This window comes from Caulobacter sp. FWC2 (assembly GCF_002742625.1).
GTDB lineage: Bacteria > Pseudomonadota > Alphaproteobacteria > Caulobacterales > Caulobacteraceae > Caulobacter.
Genome location: NZ_PEBF01000001.1, coordinates 2634635 through 2652503, shown reverse-complemented (window position 1 = coordinate 2652503; position 17869 = coordinate 2634635). Strand labels below are relative to the sequence as shown.

Genomic DNA, 17869 nt, shown 5'->3' with positions numbered 1-17869 from the left:
CGCATCGTCGTCCGCGCCGGCCCAGCCCGGTTCACGGCTGCTCGCGTTCGGTGGCGCGGCGGCGGCGTCCCTGGCTCGCCACGGCGAAGGCCAGGCCCCGCACGCGGCCGGCCAAGGTCAGATCGACGCTGGCGATGACCTCCATCCGTCGCCGCAGGCGGCCGACCGGTCCGGGCCTTTCGGCGCCGGCCAGCAGCCAGGCGGCGTCGATGGAGCGGGCGATGTCGCCGGCCAGGTTGCCGGCGGTCGCCAGGCCCGCGGTCACGATGCGGGTCCGCAAGGCGTAGACGCTCTTGTAGTGATCGTGACCGCAGCCGAGGTCGTAGGTTGTCAGGCCCAGGGCGGGCATGGCCGCGATCGCACGCGGGAAGAGCTGATGCCCGGGAGACCAAGGCCCATAGTCTGGGTGGGTGGAGGCGATCCAAGGGTGAAAGACCTCGCCCTGCCGCACGCCGAAATGCCCTGCCACCAGGGTGTCGCCGGCATAGAGGCAGATCATCAGGCCGCGAAGCTCGCCCTGCTGGCCTTCGAATAGCCGGGTCACTAGGTCGAGCGACCAATCGGCGCCCAGGAAGTCGTGGGTTCCGGTGCGCATGAGCTGCTCGCGCTTCCAGGCGATCAACTGGTCGAAAGCCGGTCGTGACCGGTCGTCGGCGACTAGGCGCACGGCGCCGCACTCGCGTTCCAGCTTGGCGCCCAGCCGGCGGTAGTTCTTGATCTTCTTGGGATTGGCCGCCCGGACCTGCTCCAGATAGGCCTCGGGGCCGTCGGCCGGCGCGATCACATGGCCGACCTGATCGGCGCCTGGGCCCATCACCCCGAACGGATCGACCAGGCCGCCGAAGCGGAACGCCGACAATCCGGCGGCGGCGAGGGCGTCACGGCCGTCGAGCCCGGCGTCGGCGACGCCGACCAGGGCGTGATAGTCCGACAACGGCGCGCCGATCGGCCAGGCTTGGCCGCAGGCCCGGCGATGATAGGGCAGGTAGCCCAGCACGCGGCCGTGGCGCCGAAAGATCGCCACGCGCGCATCGGGCCGAAGGGCGCCGACCGCCTGGGCGAAATCCGGGCCGAGCAGAGGGTTGCGGAACTCAGGATGCGCCGAGGCCATGGCGCGCCATGTCTCGACGTCCTGGCTGTCCAGCGCGCACGGGTGAACGGATCGGGTCTCGAGCATGGCGATCTCCCAGATCCGAGCGGCCGAAATCCTGGGATTGGCCGGAGCGCCCAGGCTTCATGTGGGTTCAGGGAAGTTCAGTCTGACGGCGAGACCTTACCGTGCTGTAAAAGTAAAATTCAACATTCCCATGATTGGAATGTTCAAATGCTCGTACATCTGAGTTGATTGACGGCTGTGACTCGATAACGGGTAACTACAAACCTTACCATGATGGTATAGCATGTCGCCATGCGAGGTGATTATCTATCCATCACGAGGTGATATTTTGTGACAATTTCAGCGCCTTTGGGTTCGAAGGGTGTTGATTATGATTTTTTGTGAAATAGTCATGTCGTCGTGGGTAATGCGGAAAATTGGGGCATTATTTTCCGCGCAGACTGGATATGCCACGGATGATCTCGTTTCCGGGGGTAGCGTGATGGCAAGAATGGACCCCGTCTGCCTCCTCCCAAATGTATATACATAGATTGACTTGATCCCGGACGAACCCGGAACCTCGCCCGACGTGACCGCCAAAGGGACGGCGGACGGGGCCATGAGGTGAGGGGATCGCCATGAAACTGATCGACAAACGAACTCTGCTGGCGAGCGTCGCCGCCATGGCGACGCTGGTCGGCGCCGGACAGGCTTTCGCCCAAGCGACCGAGACGGCCACGGTCGAGGAGGTGATCGTCACCGGCAGCCGCATCAAGCGCGCCGACATCACCGGGGTTGGGCCGGCGACCGTGATTTCGCAGGACCAGATCGAGCGGACGGGCCTGACCAATGTCGAGTCCCTGTTGCAGCGCCTGCCGGCCTCGGCCGGCAACGCCGGCAACCAGACCAACGCCTATTGGACCGGCAACGGCTACGGCACCGCCCAGGTCAATTTGCGCGGCCTGGGCATCAACCGCACCCTGACCCTGATCAACGGCCGCCGGGTGGTGAACGGCGGCACCGGCGCCAACAGCGCGCCCGACCTGAACATGATCCCGACAGCGATCATCGGCCGCATCGACGTGCTCAAGGACGGGGCCTCGGCGATCTACGGCGCCGACGCCGTGGCCGGCGTGGTCAACATCATCACCCAGAACAACTTCGAGGGCCTGAAGCTCTCGGCCAAGTACGGCGTCACCGACGAGGGCGACGGCCAGGACTATACGGTCGACGTGCTCTGGGGCATGCGCAACGAACGCGGCGGGGTGACGGCGGGGCTGACTTACCAGAAGACCGAGGCGGTCAACCTGGCCAGCCGCGCGCCCTGCGGCCTGGGCGAGGTCGGCGGCCAACTGGTCTGCATCTCCAGCGCCTCGACGATCGGCGGCCGGGCCGTGCTGCCCAATGGCCAGCAGATCAATTTCAACCAGACCCCCGGCGGCAACGGCAATTTCTACGAGCCCTACAGCGCCGCCAAGCATAACTTCAACTCCAACCCGTTCCTCAACGCCGTCAGCCCGATCGAGCGGATCAGCACCGCCTTCCTCGCCGACTACAAGCTGACCGACACCGTCACCCTGTTTGGCGAGCTGTTCTTCACCCACCGGGAAAGCCACCAGATCGCCACGCCGGGCACGCTGCGCAATCTGGCGATCTTGGCCAGCAACCCGACCAATCCGACCGGCCAGAACATCACCCTGCTGCAGCGACGCCTGGCCGAGCCTGGCCCGCGGATCTTCTCGCAGGAGACCGACACCTACCGCTTCGTCGGCGGCGCGCGCGGTTCGCTGGCGGGCGACTGGACCTGGGAGGCGGCCGCCAACTGGGGCCGCAACACCGGCGTCGATGCGATGAGCAACATCGCCAATCTTGAGCGGGTGCGTAACTCGGTCAACACCAGCGTTTGCAGCACGACGCCCGGCGCGGCGATCCCCTGCATCGACTATCTCGGCGCTGGAGATGTGACGCCCGCGGCCCTGAAGTACATCCTGTTCAATTCCCGCGACACCGGTGGCAACGAACAAAAGAGCGTCACCGCCGATGTCACCGGCACGCTGCTCAGCCTGCCTGCCGGCCGTCTGGCGGTGGCCGCCGGTGTCGTCTATCGCCAGGAAAAGGGCTGGCGTGATCCCGACGCCCTGACGGTGCTCGGCATCGCCAACACCAACCAGCAGGACCCGATCTCGGGTTCGGTGACCGCCAAGGAAGCCTATGTGGAACTTTCGGCGCCCCTGCTGGCCAACCTGCCGATGGTCCAGAGCCTGGATTTGGACGCGGCGGTCCGCTACTCGGATTATGACCTGTTCGGCTCGAACGAGACCTACAAGATCGGCCTGAACTGGGCCGTGATCCCCAGCCTTCGCCTGCGCGCCACCTATGGGACGGGCTTCCGTATCCCCAGCGTGCCCGAGCTGTTTGGCGGGGTGGCCGAGGGCAACCTGACGACCACCGATCCGTGCAGCCGCTACGCCAGCAGCGGCAACGCCACCCTGATCGCCAACTGCCAGGCCACTGGCGTTCCGGCCAACTACGTCCAACTGGGCAATACGGTGCTGACGACCGTCGGCGGCAACCAGAACCTGCAGCCGGAAACCGCCAAGACCCTGACGCTGGGGGCGGTGATCCAACCGCCGATCATCCCGGGCCTGTCGGTGACGGTCGACTACTTCGATATCGAGATCAAGGACGCCATCCGCTCGATCCCCGGCTCCACCAAGTTGGCCGTCTGCTATGCGACCCCCAGCCTGGCTCACCCGTTCTGCGGCGCCTCCAACTTCACGCGCAGTCCGCTGACCGGCGAAATCACCTATCTGTCCGCCCAGCCGACCAATGCCGGCCTGGAGAAGATGAAGGGCGTCGATGTCGGAGTTCGCTATGACTTCGACATCCGGGGCCTGCGCGCCAGCCTCGACTGGAACACCACCTATCTCGACAGCTATGTGGTGACCCCGTTCCAGGGCGCCGATCCTATCGTCTTCGACGGCCATATCGGCGGCGGCAACGGCGGCTATCCGCACTGGCGCTCCAATGGCAGCTTTTCGCTGATGGCCGAACGCTGGACGGGGACCTATTCGGTGCAGTGGATCGGCAAGGCCACCGACTTCAACGCCGCGCCCACGGCGATCGGCTACAAAACGCCCGACGTCTTCTACCACAACGCCCAGTTCGCCTACCGGCTGGGGGGGCAGGCCGACATCGCCGTCGGCGTCGACAACCTCTTCGACAAGAAGGCGCCGTTCATCCAGAGCTGGACCGACGGCAACACCGACACCATGACCTACGACCTGCTGGGTCGGCGGGGCTATGTGCGGCTGAGCTACAAGTTCAACTAGTCCGTCTCCGCGCCTGGCTGGCCTCGTGGGCCGGCCAGGCGCCTCTCGATCAGGTGAAGACTATGCGTTGGCCGGCCCTCGCCCGGAACACTCACAAATGGCTCGGCCTCGTCATCGGCGTGCAGGCGGTCTTCTGGACCTTCAGCGGCCTCTACATGACCGCCGTCCATCTCGACATCATCCATGGCGACCACCTGGTGCGCCACGCGCCATCGCCACCGCTGGAGCTTGCCAACCTGGTCGAGCCCGGCGCGGTGATGACGGCGGCGCCGAGCCAGGCCGTGCGGCTGGAGACCCAGTTGGGTCAGCCGGTCTACGTCGTGACGGGCGGCCCGGAGCGCGCCTTGTTCGACGCACGCACCGGCGACAAGCTGTCGCCGCTGGGCCAGGCCGCTGCGGAAGCTCGCGCCAAGGCGCTTTATGCCGGCGTCGGGCCGATCAAAGCCGTCGAGTTGCTCGGCAAGGCGCCGCCGGAAATCCGCGGTCGTCCGGCGCCGCTCTGGCGCATCGAGTTCCAGGGCTGGTGGCGACCGACGCTCTACATCTCGGCCCAGACCGGTGAGCTGGTCGCCAAGCGCCACGACCTGTGGCGCATCTTCGACTTCGTGTGGATGTTCCACATCATGGACTACCAGGAGCGCGAGAACGTCAACAACACGCTCCTGCGCGTCGCCACCTGGGCGGCCGTGGCCAGTTGCGCCAGCGGCGCCTGGCTCCTGATCTTCAGTTTCCGCCGTCGTCGGCGGGCCCGCAAAGCCGCCGCGTGAGACCGTCATGTTGCTGATCCGCACCCTGCACAAATGGTTTGGCCTGATCTTGGGCCTGCAGTTCCTGCTGTGGACGGTGAGCGGGGCGATGATGGCCTTGCTCGACCACCACAAGGTCTCGGGCGAGCACACTGTGCGTGCGCCTGTTGCCTTGGCGGCGCCGACGAAGCTCGTGCCGATCGGCGAGCTAGCCACCTTGGTTGGCGCGCCAATCCAGAGCGTCAAGCTGCGGCCACTGAACGGCCGCTACGTGTACGAGGCGAAGACCTCCGCAGGGACTTCGATGCTGGAGGCCACCACCGGCCGACCGGTGGTCATCGACGCCGTCGCCGCGCGCGGCCTGGCCGACGCCGCCTATGTCGGCGATGGCAAGATCACCGCCGTCGAACCGGTGACCCAGCACGGCCTGGAGACGCGCGGCCTGGTCCTGCCCCTGTGGAAGGCCAGCTTCAACGACGCGGACCACACCACCCTCTATGTCGCCGCCGCCACCGGCGACGTGGTCGAACGCCGAACCGACACCTGGCGGTTGTGGGACGTCTTCTGGATGCTGCACATCATGGACTATTCCAATCGCACCAGCTTCAACCACCCGCTGATCATCACGGTGGCGACAGGCGTCGCCTGGTTGGCCCTCAGCGGAGTCATCCTGCTCTTTCGCAGCTTCAGGCGATCGGATTTCGCCTGGGCTCTGGACGGACTGGACCGCTTGCGCTCACGTTAGCCTCCGCCACCAGCGCGGCCCCGCGCCACCTCGTCCCTTGCGTCCGCGAGATCTCCTTGGCCATGGCCCGCGACACCCCCTCGACGCTACATCAGCGCATCCGAACCGATATCGGCGAGCGCATCCGATCGGGCGCCTGGCCGCCGGGCCATCGGATCCCCTTCGAGCACGAACTGATGGCGCAGTACGGCTGCTCGCGGATGACCGTGAACAAGGCGCTGTCGCCGCTCGCCGAGCGGGGCCTGATCATCCGCCAGCGCGGGGCGGGCTCCTTCGTCTGCCACCCCAGGGTCCATTCCGTGGTCCTGGATATCCCTGACATCCAGGCCGAGATCAGCGGGCGCGGCGCGGCCTATCGCTACGAACTTCTGTCACGCCAGCTGCGGCGGCCTGATCGCGTCGAAATGACCAAACTCGACCTGACCGCCTCGAGTAGGGTTCTGGCCTTGACGTGCCTGCATCGCTCCAACGAGCGCCCGTTCGCGCTGGAGGAACGGGTGATCAATCTGACGGCCGTGCCCGACGCCGCGGAGGCAGATTTCTCAAGGGCGCCGCCGGGGGCCTGGCTGCTCGGGACGGTCGCTTGGACCGAGGCCGAGCATCGCATCAGCGCCGTCAACGTCTCGCGCTTCACGGCCAATTTGCTTGGCATAAACGCCAGCGCGGCTTGCTTGGCGTTGGAGCGGCGCACGTGGCGAGGTGATGACCAGATCACCTGTGTTCGGCTGCTATTCCCAGGTGAAGTCTACGATCTGATGGCGCGGTTTTCGCCCACGCCGACGGGCGTTTGACATCACAGACCCTCTCCTACCCAAGCAAGACGTGCTTGGCGCAACTGGGGCGCGCGATCAGAGTTCAGGCTGCGATTCCCCAAAATGGCAGCAGATTGCTGCCAACTTGAGATCAGAGGGCTCGTTCCGCACTTGTCGCCGCGCATTCAGGTTGTCGAGGTCGCTTCAGCCTCCATTCAGCCCCCAGCTTCTTATCGGGCTTTACCTAGACAAGCAGCGAGACCGTAGGAGAACGTTGTGACGCCTTGCGTCGGCGAGGTTTCTTTATAGAAATCTCGAACGAGTAGTTCCCACCCGTATCCAACATGGCGCGCCACTCCGGTACACGCGTATGAACGTCTAGAGCCGCCGACTCTACGCCGTTGTTCGCTGAAATCGTCCTCAGCAACTCGACCTTGCAGCCGCTGACGCGAAGACCCCCCTCTGGGGTCACCTCGACCCGCTGAGCAACCGCCTTCAGCAGATCCCGCCGATAGCCGCCGTTTTGACTCCTCAACATTTACCGAGTTGCCTTGGCGAACTGTTTCAGAAGCGCCGGGGTGAGGCTCGTGCCCATCCGTTCGACGGCCGCGGCGGCGCGCGTGGCCTCGCCTTCCAAACCGTCGCGGATTTCCTTTAGCTCGAAGATCCGGGACTTGAGCGACTTGTCGCGTGGATCGGTCAGGCCATCCTCGATCGCCTGGTAGAGCCGTTGAAGCTTGGCGTCGGTCTCGGTCGCCCGCTTACGCAGGTCGGCGATGTGTTTGCTGCGGCGCTGCACGAACGCGTCGCGCCGATCGATGATGTTTTCCATCATCGCGGCCAAACGCTTGGGTTCGAGCAGGCGGTTCTCCAGGTGGTGGACCACCGCCGCGTCAGCTGCATCCTGGCGCATGGTCACGCCCTTGCAGCCGCTCTCCCCGGTCCGCGCCCGTGTGCAGCAGGTGTAGTAGCGGTACTGTCCTCCGTTGCCGCGCCCGGTCCTTAGCGTCATGGCCCCGCCGCACTGTCCGCAGAAGATGATCCCGCCCAGCAGGGTTGGGCCACAGTAGGCCTGAGACTGGGCCGTGGTCGGCCGGCGCTGGATCATGAGCCGCTGCACCGCATCGAACTGTTCGCGCGTGACGATCGGCGGCACGGCCAACACGACGTGTTCGTCCTCGTCCTTGAACTCACCGGTCTTGGCGACCCGCTTGTTGAAGTGATGCTCGCCCACATAGGTCGGTGCAGTCAGCACATAATAGACCGACGAGACCCCCCAGCGCCCTCCGTTCCGGGTCGTTATGCCCCGCTCATTGAGATAGGAGGCGATCGCCTTGACGCCCATGGGACCGGTGTTTTCGTCTCCCATCAGCGCCAGGCGATAGATCCGGCGGACCTTGTCAGCCTGCACCGGATCGATCTCGAGCTTGGTCTTGATCTTGGTTCCGCGCTGCTCGGCGCCGACAATCTTGTAGCCGACCGGCGGACGCGCGCCGTTCCAGAACCCCTGGCGGGCGTTCTCCTTCATGGCGCGCAGCGTGTGCTTGGCATTTTCGCGAGACTGGTACTCGTCGAACAGGTTCATGATCTGACGCATCATCAGACTCATCGGATCATCGCCCAGTTCCTGGGTGATCGAGATGATCCGAACGCCGTTGCGCGCCAACTTGCGGGCGTAGAACTCGAATTGGAATTGGTCGCGGAAGAAGCGCGAGAAGGAATGCACCAGGATCACCGAGAACGGCGGCGGTTTGCTCAGCGCCGCGTCGATCATCGTCTGGAATTGCGGGCGCTTGTCGTCGGTCGTCGTGTTGCCAGGCTCAACGAACTCCTGATCGACGGTCCAGCCCTTCGTTGCGCAATACGCCGCCAGCTGCCGCTGTTGATCGGGGATCGATAGGTCGCTCTCGGCCTGGCGGCCGGTGGAAACTCTGAGATAGAGTGCCGCTTTGGTGACAACGGGGGCGGCGGTTTGCAGACGAGGCTTGCGGGCCATGCCGATGCTCCTGGGATCAGGGCAAGGATCCGAGCAATTCGGCCAGCACCTTCTCCAAATGGGTCTCGGTCACTTCGATTTCCCGCATGCCGATGGGCACGGCAGAGGGCCAATCATCGGTGACCGACAGGGAGGCGCGCGGGGCAGGGGGTGTTGGTAGTCGCGGCGGAAAAATATTTAGGTAGTCATAGAGGTCCAGGTCGACGGTACAGGAAGAAGGTCGCTGCTTGGGCATGCCTGGAGGCTTGCGCTCATCGCTCGCCACTGCAAACCCCAACCTCGCGCGAGCGTACTGCCGGCTAGAAAGACAGGCATGCGGCGTCTTTATGGTGCTCGGCCGACCGCGTCGCTTCGGGGAACGATCCCGGACTTGGAAACCCGAGCCAAAAGAGGGTTCTCGCCGCGCGCTTTCGCGCGCGGCTTCACCGACACGGTGAGCGTCCGGCGGTCACGCTCGGTCCTGCGGCTTTCGCCGCTCCCTCGGGCGTGACCCTTTCGGGCAGCCTTTGGCCTGCCGCCGGACGCTCGACGCCGCCTCCCGCCACGCGCTTTGCGCGGGCTCCTGTGCAGGCTTCATTGTTCGGGGGCGCCCGCCTTGGCGGGCGCGGGTCTTAGGGCTCCGCCCTCGGCGCACTGCGGATCGGCTTCCGCCCAGCTTCGGGCGAAACGGGCAGGGCTTGGCTATCGGTCAACGACGCCCTGCAGCCGGGTCCCCGCAAAGCCGCCCCTCCGTTTGCACACCCGGTCTCGCCGACGGGCGCCGGGTTCAGGCGCGCTTTGCGCCTGAACCCGAACCCCTGAGGGAGAGACTTCAATGACCGAGCAAGACCATGCCGCCGCTATCGCGGCGTTGAACGACGCCTGCCGGGCCGAGCCCGGCGCGGGCTGGCTGCTGACCCCCGGCGTGCGCGGGCCGTCGGTGGCCGATCAGGCCAGCGCCTTCGCCGCCGTCACGCGGTTTTCGGACTTCTCCGAGGACAACGATCCCTATGCCGAGCGTGACTTTGGCGCGGTCACGGTCGGCCGCGCGCGGCTGTTCTGGAAAATCGACTATTACGACCTCGACCTCTGCATGGCTTCACCCGATCCGGCCGACCCGGCCGTGACCCACCGGGTGCTGACCTTGTTGTTGGCCGAGGAATATTGAGGGCTGGACGCCGCCGCACCTGGTTGCGGCGGCGTCCCCTTGTTCAGTAGGTTAGGGCGGGGCGCTGAATGGCGTCTGTGCGGCCGATCCTTTTGGGATCGGCCGTTTTCCTTTGGACGGGGGACGCCGGGACGGCGCCGACGCAATTACGGGACAGTTGAGGCGCGGGAGCATCCGTGCGACGGCCGGGCTCGTGTCGAGGGACCATACCTTCGGCGGCCCGATCTTGGCGTTTGTCCACTCAGCTCCAGAGACCATTCCAATGGGGAAGAGTGAATTAGAGGCCCCCGGTCGCACAAAATTGGAGGCCTTCAGGTCGAGAGTTATGGCCGCCCATCCAGTCGGCCAGTGGTCTGACGGCAAGCAACTCGGCGGATTGGTGTCTCGCGCTCTCGTGCGCGAGATAAAGATCAACCCTCGCCCCGGTTGGGTCCGGAACGACGGTGCCTCTCCAATTGAGCTACGGGAGAAGATCAATACCTTGGCCGCAGAGAACCAGAAACTTCGCGCTGAAACCGCCCAGACGGTGGATGAAGATCTGGAGGGTGGCAGTGACCAGTGCAAGCTATTCGGCACGCACCAAATTTACGAAAAATCCGAAGGGACTTACAGGGCGGACTGGGAGGCGAACGTCACTTGGGATGATATCTTTCGAGACCTCGGGCCTGCGTTGATCAACGAAGCCACAAGCCAAGCGATTGAGGGAATTCTCTCGCGCTTCCATGTTCTCGCTCATCTTGAGAAAGATCAAATTCTTGTGCATAATTCCTACGCCAAGATTGAGCCGGAATGCTTCAATGAAGTCATCATCCAATTCAGAGCGCTTGGTCTTATAGACGTCGGCATTAAGAAGCGCGGTGTGAAGGATAGGAACGGCTACTGGTCCCTTACTCCTGCTGGAGATCGCCATCTCGTTCGGCGACGATCCGCTTAGCGAAGCCATTATTTAAAGAGGCGTGGTCCGCTTCCCATCTGTGGACGCCCCCTTCAGCGCAAGACGGTTTTTGAAGTTCTGACGCTCGATCGGATGCTGCCATCTGTCCGGCCTGTTGTGCGCCCTTAAGCGCTGGCCTGTATGGAAGTTCGCGGATCAGGTCCAAATCACCCATAGCGTGCTCAAGAGGCACGGTGGAAAGCCCTGGTTTTCCCGATCCCGTCTCACCGACTGTGCGCCATACCCTCCGTCGTCCGACTACGCTTCGACGCCTCTGGAGCCAGCGGCCGTTAGGCCGCCAGCACCGGAGCCCTGTAGACGCCGCCCCTGGCCAGCAGCGCCCAAATGATCCTCGCGGTCTTGTTCGCCAGCGCCACGGCCACCAGCATCCGCGGCTTGCGGGCCAGCATCTGGGCCAGCCACGATCCGGGCGGCGCGCCGCGGATCAAGGCCTGCTTGATCACGGCGCTGGCGCCGATCACCAGCAGTCGTCGCAACGTTCGCTCGCCGGCCTTGGTGATCTGGCCAAGCTTCTGTTTGCCGCCACTTGATCGCTGGACAGGCGTCACGCCCAGCCAAGCCGAGAAGTCCCGCCCGCAGCGGAAGGCCTCCGCTCCCGGCGCCAGGGCGACCATCGCCGAGGCCGTGACAGGTCCAATGCCTGGGATTGTCATCAGCCGCCGAGCAACGGGATCCTCCTTGGCGCGACGGGCGATCTCGGCATCCAGGCTGGCGATCTCTGTCTGCAGCGAGGCCAGAATCCGTACCATGACCTGCAGGCTCACGCGGGCGGCCAGCGGCAGTCGGCTCTCGGGATCCTCGATCTCGGCGACCAGGCGCTCGACGTACATCACGCCCTTTGGGGCGACATAGCCGAACTCGGCCAAGTGGCCGCGCAGGCCGTTCATGATCTGCGTGCGCTGGCGCACCAGCAGATCCCTGGCGCGGAACACCACGCCGCTGGCCTGCTGCTCGCGGCTCTTCACGGGCACGAAGCGCATCGTCGGCCGCTGGGCCGCCTCGCAGATGACCTCCGCATCGGCCTCGTCGTTCTTCTGCCCCTTCACGAACGGCTTCACGTAGGCCGGCGGGATCAATTTGACCGTATGGCCGAGCGCCGCCAGCTCACGGCCCCAGTGATGGGCTCCAGCGCAGGCCTCCATGGCGACCAAGCAGCGAGGTTGCCCGGCGAAAAACGCCAGCAGCCGGCCTCGCCCAAGCTTCTTGTGGAACGTAACCGTGCCTGCTGCATCGGCTCCGTGGGCCTGGAACACTGACTTCGCGATATCCAGCCCGATGATGGTAAGCTCGCCCATGGGCGCCTCCCTCGAGTGAAGTTCAACACTCCTCACTCTGGCACGTAGATGCCCTCGGGGGGCGTCCACCCCATCACCCATTGTTGCTGGCGGGAGAGGCTGCTTTCTGGCGACAGGCGCAGGCGCGGCTTCGGCACCGAGACCGCGTGTGCGTTGGGCAGCGAAATGCTTCTTGGCAGGTGACAGCCCTGGCCGGACGTCAGACGTCGAGCCTCTGGCGCCGGTCTCGACCCACGCGATAACGTCGGCAGTGCGTAGATCACCCGTCCGCCGATCTTCTGGTTAGCTGGTCCGGTGCCGTAAACGCCGTGCTTGGCGAGCGTGCCGCGAGCAAGCCGAAACGGCTGTGCCGCTTCGTCAGTCGTAAGGTAATGCGGCTAGGTCTCGGAAATCGCGCTCTAAAGGGCCACCATATCGATGGTGATATTTGGCCAAGGGGCTGCACCTCGCACGTTAAAAGCTAAAAGCTCGCCCCCTCCATTGCCGCCGTCGTTGTGCCTGGGCACGAGCCTGGCCGAGCGTGGACAGCTATCGAAATGGGTTCCTTCACGAGGGGGCTAGGCCTTCAGGGCTTGGGGCCGAAATGGGCAAGCCAAGCTCAGCTTCTTGCCCCAAGCGCGCCTGCCTGAACGTCGTGTGTCTGGAGCAGGTCGAATGTCCGCTCGTGGCGCTTTGCCCCCGGACGAGGCCTCCAAATTATAGGCAGCCCATCAGAGCCTTGACCCTGACATGATGTCAGGCCTGAGTGTTTCTCCGGATAGGAGATCCGGATGGACCATCAACATCAGGGCGGCTGCAGCCACGCTCGGGATTCATCACTTTCGACGGTGAAGGATCCTGTCTGCGGCATGAGCGTGGACCCGGCGACGACGTCCCATCATACAGAGCACGGCGGCCGGACCTTCCATTTCTGCAGCGCTGGATGCCGGACCCGGTTTGTCGCCAATCCGGCGACCTATATCGTCGGCGGGCCGTCCAGGGCTGAGGCCGTCTCGCCGGGAGGACCGTGGACCTGCCCTATGCACCCGGAGATCCGCCGACCAGCTCCCGGCAGCTGTCCGATCTGCGGCATGGCGCTGGAACCCGAGGCGCCGTCGCTGGACGACGGCCCCAACCCCGAGCTACTGGATTTTACGCGGCGGCTCTGGGTGGCTGGCGTGCTGGCAGTTCCGCTCCTGTTGATCTCGATGGGCGCGGAGATGCTGGGTCTCCACATCGTCAGCCCAGCGGCGTCGCCGTGGGTGCAGCTGGCCTTGAGCGCCCCGATCGTCCTGTGGGCCGGCGCACCGTTCTTTCAGCGCGGTTGGACGTCGGTGCGGACCGGCCATCTCAACATGTTCACGCTGATCGCGCTCGGCGTCGGGACGGCCTTTGGCTACAGCTTGGTTGCAACGCTCGTTTCTGACCTCATCCCTATGACCGGCCAGGTCCATGGCGGCATGGTTCCCGTCTACTACGAGGCAGCCGGCGTGGTGGTCGCGCTGGTCTTGCTGGGCCAGGTTCTGGAACTGCGCGCCCGCGCCGCCACGGGGCGGGCGATCCGAGCGCTGATGAACCTGGCGCCCAAGACCGCGCGCCGGATCAAGCCCGACGGGACCGAAGAGGAGATCGCCCTGGCCGAGGTGGCGCCCGGCGACCAGATCCGCGTCCGCCCTGGTGAGGCGGTCCCGGTCGACGGCGTTGTGGTGGAAGGGCGCTCCACAGTGGACGAGTCGATGCTCACGGGTGAGCCGGCGCCGGTCAGCAAGGACGCGAGAGCCGTCGTAACCGGCGGAACGGTCAATGGTACAGGCAGCCTGGTGATAGAGGCGCGCGCCGTGGGGGCCGATACGGTGTTGGCGCGGATCGTGCTTATGGTCGCCGTCGCTCAAAGAAGCCGGGCGCCGATCCAGGCGACAGCCGACCGCGTTAGTGGCTGGTTCGTACCGCTGGTCGTGCTGATCGCCTTGGCGACCTTCGGCGTCTGGTCGATCGTCGGACCCGAGCCCCGCCTTGGACACGCCTTGCTCAACGCCATCGCGGTCCTGGTCATCGCCTGTCCCTGCGCCTTGGGACTGGCTACGCCGATGTCGATCATGGTCGGAACCGGGCGCGGCGCGCGCGCTGGCGTGCTCATCAAGACCGCCGAGGCTCTGCAGGCTTTCGAAAAGGTCGACACCTTGGTGATCGACAAGACCGGAACCCTGACGGAAGGCCGGCCCAAACTGGTGGCGATCCAGACCGTTGGCGGGTTTACGCAGGAGGATGTGCTGGCCCTGGCGGCGGCGGTCGAGGAGCGCTCCGAACATCCGCTCGCGCACGCCGTCGTTCTGGCGGCCAAGGACCAGAGCCTGAAACTCACCGCGGTTACGGACTTCGTCTCGAAAACGGGGGAGGGGGTCACCGCCCGCGTTGGCGACCGCACGGTCGCCGTAGGCAACGCCGCGCTCATGGAGAGCCTGGGTGTCGATCCGTCATCCGTCGCGAGCGCTGCGGAGACCCAGCGCCTGGAGGGCGGCGGCGTGATGCTGGTGGCGGTCGACGGCGTGCTGGCCGGCTTCCTGGCGGTTGCCGACCCGGTTCGGCCCTCCGCACGCCAGGCCATCGCTGATCTGCGCGCCGAAGGTCTTCGCATTGTCATGCTGACCGGCGACAACGCCACGACGGCCCAGGCGGTGGCGCTGACCATCGGCGGCGTCGATGAGGTGAGAGCCGGCCTCAAGCCTGAAGATAAGGCGCGTATCGTCGGCGAGCTCAAGGCGGCCGGCGCGCGCGTCGCCATGGCCGGGGACGGCGTTAACGACGCGCCGGCGCTCGCGGCCGCCGATGTTGGTCTGGCGATGGGCACGGGTTCGGACGTCGCGATCGAAAGCGCCGGCATGACCTTGACCGGCGGCGATCTGTCGGCGGCGGTGCGCGCCCGCCGGCTGGCGCGGGCGACCATGGGTAACATCCGCCAGAACCTGTTCTTCTCGTTCCTGTTCAACGGCATTGGCGTGCCGATCGCCGCTGGCGTGCTCTATCCGGTGGCGGGCATCCTGCTGTCGCCCATGCTGGCCGGCGCGGCCATGGCCCTGTCGTCCTTCACCGTTGTGGCCAACGCCCTGCGTCTGAACGGAGCCCGTCTGTGAATATTGGCCAGGCCTCGGCCGCCACCGGCGTGTCGCAGCGGATGATCCGCCACTACGAGAAGATCGGCTTGGTTCCGCCGCCGCCGCGCCGCGAGAGCGGCTACCGCGAATACGACCAACCCGACGTAAATCGACTGCGGTTCATCGCCAACGCGCGCGACCTTGGGTTTCCCATCGAGGAGATCCGGGAGTTGCTATCGTTGTGGGGCGACGCAGGGCGCGCTAGCGCCGAGGTTAAAGCGATGGCCTTGGCCCGGGCTCATGACCTTCATACCAAGGCCATGGCGCTGGAGGCCATGCGCGCCGCGCTGCTGGACCTGGCTGAACACTGCCATGGCGACGCACGCCCCGACTGTCCGATCCTTGAGCGCCTGCTACAGGACAGTCGCCTCCTGACCTGAACTCGGCGGGTGCATAGCATGACCCGAGGCCTATGGGTTTCAGGCTCATGCCAAGAGAACTCTCGAGGGGGCAACCTTCGAGCGGCGCCAGTGTCTGAGGGTCCGGAGTTTGGAACGGTCCGAGCGACCGCTGCTAGGCCGCCTCCGCGACTATCGATATTAGTCCGAACCGGCGACAACCGGCATTGACGATGGGAACCAATGGTCAAGCCAGGGGCTTTCCTATGCTCAAGCTTGATCATTTTCGGCCAAGCTTGCTTTGGCGCGTCATTCAGCGTCTTCGTTTCGGCGATGCGACGACCTGATAATCGCATGAACAGATTAGCGTAAGGCGGCCGGTCGGGGGCTGCGCTTAGGGGGCGAAGAGATGGCTCTGGTGAAGACGACGACGTTGGCCTCGCGATCGAAAACGCGCAAAGAGCCTTTCGCCGAGCGGGCGGAAGCCGCCACAGTAAAACGCGCACCCGTCCGAAAGGCCCTTTCGCGCCGACAAAACGCCAGCGAGCGCATCAGCGCGGCCACCCTGGAACTGGCCGGCGGCATTGCCGAAGCCTCAAGCTCGGTGGAAGAACTCCGACGGGCCCTGGCTCAGATCGCCAGCGGCGCGGAGGAGGCGGCCGGCGCCGCGCACGAATCCCTCGCCGCCGTCACGGCAATGAGCGCCAGCTTCGCCCAGGCGCGCGAGCGGGCCGAGGGCGCACGCCAGCGCACCGAGGTTTTGCGGACCTTGCTGACAGAGTCGAGCGCGGCGATCGAGGCCGCGGTGAAGGCCGTCGACGCCAACGCCAAGCGTCAGTTGGCCAGTGTCGCGGTGATCGAGACGCTTGAACGTCACGCGGCGCGCATCGGCGAGATCACCAGGAGCGTCGCCGATATCGCTGACCAAACCAACCTCTTGGCGCTGAACGCGGCCATCGAGGCGGCGCGGGCCGGCGATGGCGGTCGTGGTTTCGCGGTCGTCGCGGACGAGGTTCGCGCCCTGGCGGAAGGCTCGGAGAAACGGTCTCAGGACGTCCAGGTCCTGGCCGAGCGGATCGCCAAGACCGTGCGAGACGCCGCCGATCGACTGCGGGCGGCGGCGGCGACCGCCCAGGCCGAAGCCGCCGCCGGGGCGCTGGTCGGCGAGACTTTGGCCGCCGTGCGCCAGGAGATGGCGATCCTAGGCGAAGACAGCCAGCTCATCCTGATTTCCGCCGTCGAGGCGGTCGGCGCGGCCAATGAAACCCGGCGTGGGGCAGAGAGCGTTTCGAGCGCCGCCGAGGAGCAGGCGGCGGCCGCCGCCGAAGCGCAGCGCGCGGTGCAGCAGCAGGGACAATCGCTGGAGCAAAGTCAGGCGGCGTCCGACTCCCTGGCCGAGATGATCGAGATACTCGTCGGCGGCAGGGGCGATACGGAAGCGGCGCAGGAAGCCGCCGCCGCCGCCGAGGAGCTGTCGGCTACGGTGCAAGAACTTTCCGGCGCGGCCGGCGAGATCTTGGTGGCGATCGATCAGATCAGCCGTGGCGCGCAGATTCAGGCGGCGGCGACCCAGCAGGCCAGCTCGGCCATGGAAGAAATCGAAAAGGCCGCGCGGGGGTCCAGCGCCAACGCCATCGCCAGCGCCCAGCGCGTTTCGACGATGCAGGCCATGCTGCTGGCGAGCCAGCAGGCCGTAAGTCGATTAGCGGTCGGCGTCGCGACGTCGGTCGACGAAAATAGCGCCGTACTCGCGACCATCGAAGATCTGGAAGAGCTGGCAGGCGCGATCGGCAAGATCGTCGACGGCCTGGGTCTGGTCGCTGTCCAAACCACCATGCTGGCCACCAGCGGCGCCGTCGAAGCGGCGCGGGCTGGCGAGGCTGGGCGCGGCTTCGCCGTCGTGTCGGGCGACATCCGCGCCCTGGCCCGGGACGCGTCGCACAATTCGGACGCGGTTAAGGATCTGGTCGCGAGCATCGTCGGCCAGATCGCCAAGGTTCGGCGCGAAGTTGATCAGATCAACGCCGTGGCGACAGCCGAGCTCGACAAGAACCGGGCGATCGAGGATCGACTGGCCTTGGTCGTGGTCGAGACCGTCGCCCTGAAGGGCGGAGCCGACGATATCGCAAAGGGCGCCGAGGACGTCCTGTCCGCGAGCGCTCAAGTTCTGTCGGGCATCGGCCAGATCGCCGCGGCCGCCGAGCAGGCCAGCAGCTCCGCCGCCCAGGCCGCCGCAGCGGCGCGTCAGCAGTCTCAGAGCGCTGAGGATCTAGCCGCCGCGATCGAGGAGATCGCCCTTCTGGCCAACGAGCTGCAGCAAGCTTCGGAAGGCTGAG

General features: G+C 65.6%; 13 protein-coding genes and 1 pseudogene. 10 read left to right on the top strand and 4 right to left on the bottom strand.

What is annotated here, in order from left to right:
- Positions 1 to 31: 31 nt before the first annotated feature.
- Positions 32 to 1177: a GNAT family N-acetyltransferase gene (locus CSW62_RS12665; protein ID WP_099578293.1), complete on the bottom strand. Its 1146-nt coding sequence runs from the start codon at positions 1175 to 1177 to the stop codon at positions 32 to 34.
- Positions 1178 to 1734: 557 nt separating this feature from the next.
- On the opposite strand from CSW62_RS12665, the gene CSW62_RS12660 reads away from it, so the two are divergent.
- From CSW62_RS12660 to hutC, 4 genes are all read left to right on the top strand, one after another.
- The gene (locus CSW62_RS12660) at positions 1735 to 4428 is read left to right on the top strand and encodes a TonB-dependent receptor (protein ID WP_099578291.1); all 2694 of its coding nucleotides are present in this window, start codon (positions 1735 to 1737) and stop codon (positions 4426 to 4428) included.
- A gap of 62 nt (positions 4429 to 4490) precedes the next feature.
- A complete protein-coding gene (locus CSW62_RS12655; protein ID WP_012286388.1) occupies positions 4491 to 5195 on the top strand; it encodes a PepSY domain-containing protein in 705 nt (234 codons plus the stop codon).
- Between the two features lie 7 nt (positions 5196 to 5202).
- A complete protein-coding gene (locus CSW62_RS12650) occupies positions 5203 to 5919 on the top strand; it encodes a PepSY domain-containing protein (protein ID WP_099578288.1) in 717 nt (238 codons plus the stop codon).
- A 62-nt stretch (positions 5920 to 5981) separates the two neighbouring features.
- Positions 5982 to 6710, top strand: a complete 729-nt coding sequence (gene hutC / locus CSW62_RS12645; protein ID WP_099582280.1) for a histidine utilization repressor — start codon at positions 5982 to 5984, stop codon at positions 6708 to 6710.
- Positions 6711 to 7209: 499 nt separating this feature from the next.
- Here the strand turns inward: hutC and CSW62_RS12640 are convergent, their stop codons facing one another.
- Together CSW62_RS12640 and CSW62_RS12635 are read right to left on the bottom strand one after the other, a co-directional pair.
- Positions 7210 to 8667, bottom strand: coding sequence for a recombinase family protein (locus CSW62_RS12640; protein ID WP_199170588.1), 1458 nt, complete (start codon positions 8665 to 8667; stop codon positions 7210 to 7212).
- A gap of 16 nt (positions 8668 to 8683) precedes the next feature.
- Positions 8684 to 8902, bottom strand: a complete 219-nt coding sequence (locus CSW62_RS12635) for a hypothetical protein (RefSeq protein WP_099578286.1) — start codon at positions 8900 to 8902, stop codon at positions 8684 to 8686.
- Between the two features lie 579 nt (positions 8903 to 9481).
- On the opposite strand from CSW62_RS12635, the gene CSW62_RS12630 reads away from it, so the two are divergent.
- Positions 9482 to 9814: a DUF3768 domain-containing protein gene (locus tag CSW62_RS12630; RefSeq protein ID WP_099578284.1), complete on the top strand. Its 333-nt coding sequence runs from the start codon at positions 9482 to 9484 to the stop codon at positions 9812 to 9814.
- Positions 9815 to 10139: 325 nt separating this feature from the next.
- Entirely contained in the window at positions 10140 to 10748 is a 609-nt protein-coding gene (locus CSW62_RS12625) for a hypothetical protein (RefSeq protein WP_099578283.1), read from the top strand.
- Between the two features lie 290 nt (positions 10749 to 11038).
- Here the strand turns inward: CSW62_RS12625 and CSW62_RS12620 are convergent, their stop codons facing one another.
- Positions 11039 to 12064: an IS110 family transposase gene (locus CSW62_RS12620; RefSeq protein WP_099582279.1), complete on the bottom strand. Its 1026-nt coding sequence runs from the start codon at positions 12062 to 12064 to the stop codon at positions 11039 to 11041.
- A 770-nt stretch (positions 12065 to 12834) separates the two neighbouring features.
- Here CSW62_RS12620 and CSW62_RS12610 point away from each other — a divergent pair.
- The 4 genes and pseudogenes from CSW62_RS12610 to CSW62_RS27465 all read left to right on the top strand — a co-directional run bounded on the left by CSW62_RS12610 (position 12835) and on the right by CSW62_RS27465 (position 17868).
- Positions 12835 to 15174 (top strand): heavy metal translocating P-type ATPase, encoded by a 2340-nt coding sequence (locus CSW62_RS12610; RefSeq protein ID WP_099578282.1) that lies wholly within the window; start codon positions 12835 to 12837, stop codon positions 15172 to 15174.
- Positions 15171 to 15575 (top strand): Cu(I)-responsive transcriptional regulator, encoded by a 405-nt coding sequence (gene cueR / locus CSW62_RS12605; RefSeq protein ID WP_099578281.1) that lies wholly within the window; start codon positions 15171 to 15173, stop codon positions 15573 to 15575. The genes CSW62_RS12610 and cueR overlap by 4 nt, the downstream gene beginning before the upstream one ends.
- A gap of 367 nt (positions 15576 to 15942) precedes the next feature.
- A pseudogene (locus tag CSW62_RS27470) lies at positions 15943 to 16623 on the top strand (methyl-accepting chemotaxis protein); the annotation flags it as partial.
- A 102-nt stretch (positions 16624 to 16725) separates the two neighbouring features.
- Positions 16726 to 17868 carry a methyl-accepting chemotaxis protein gene (locus CSW62_RS27465; protein WP_369827548.1) on the top strand — a complete coding sequence of 381 codons (1143 nt, stop codon included), beginning with the start codon at positions 16726 to 16728 and terminating at the stop codon, positions 17866 to 17868.
- Position 17869: the final 1 nt, after the last annotated feature.

Bases quoted from the DNA above. Each gene is read 5' to 3' on its own strand.
- CSW62_RS12665 (WP_099578293.1), bottom strand. From the start codon at position 1,177: ATGCTCGAGACCCGATCCGTTCACCCGTGCGCGCTGGACAGCCAGGAC.
- CSW62_RS12660 (WP_099578291.1), top strand. From the start codon at position 1,735: ATGAAACTGATCGACAAACGAACTCTGCTGGCGAGCGTCGCCGCCATG.
- CSW62_RS12655 (WP_012286388.1), top strand. From the start codon at position 4,491: ATGCGTTGGCCGGCCCTCGCCCGGAACACTCACAAATGGCTCGGCCTC.
- CSW62_RS12650 (WP_099578288.1), top strand. From the start codon at position 5,203: ATGTTGCTGATCCGCACCCTGCACAAATGGTTTGGCCTGATCTTGGGC.
- hutC (WP_099582280.1), top strand. From the start codon at position 5,982: ATGGCCCGCGACACCCCCTCGACGCTACATCAGCGCATCCGAACCGAT.
- CSW62_RS12640 (WP_199170588.1), bottom strand. From the start codon at position 8,667: ATGGCCCGCAAGCCTCGTCTGCAAACCGCCGCCCCCGTTGTCACCAAA.
- CSW62_RS12635 (WP_099578286.1), bottom strand. From the start codon at position 8,902: ATGCCCAAGCAGCGACCTTCTTCCTGTACCGTCGACCTGGACCTCTAT.
- CSW62_RS12630 (WP_099578284.1), top strand. From the start codon at position 9,482: ATGACCGAGCAAGACCATGCCGCCGCTATCGCGGCGTTGAACGACGCC.
- CSW62_RS12625 (WP_099578283.1), top strand. From the start codon at position 10,140: ATGGCCGCCCATCCAGTCGGCCAGTGGTCTGACGGCAAGCAACTCGGC.
- CSW62_RS12620 (WP_099582279.1), bottom strand. From the start codon at position 12,064: ATGGGCGAGCTTACCATCATCGGGCTGGATATCGCGAAGTCAGTGTTC.
- CSW62_RS12610 (WP_099578282.1), top strand. From the start codon at position 12,835: ATGGACCATCAACATCAGGGCGGCTGCAGCCACGCTCGGGATTCATCA.
- CSW62_RS27465 (WP_369827548.1), top strand. From the start codon at position 16,726: ATGGCGATCCTAGGCGAAGACAGCCAGCTCATCCTGATTTCCGCCGTC.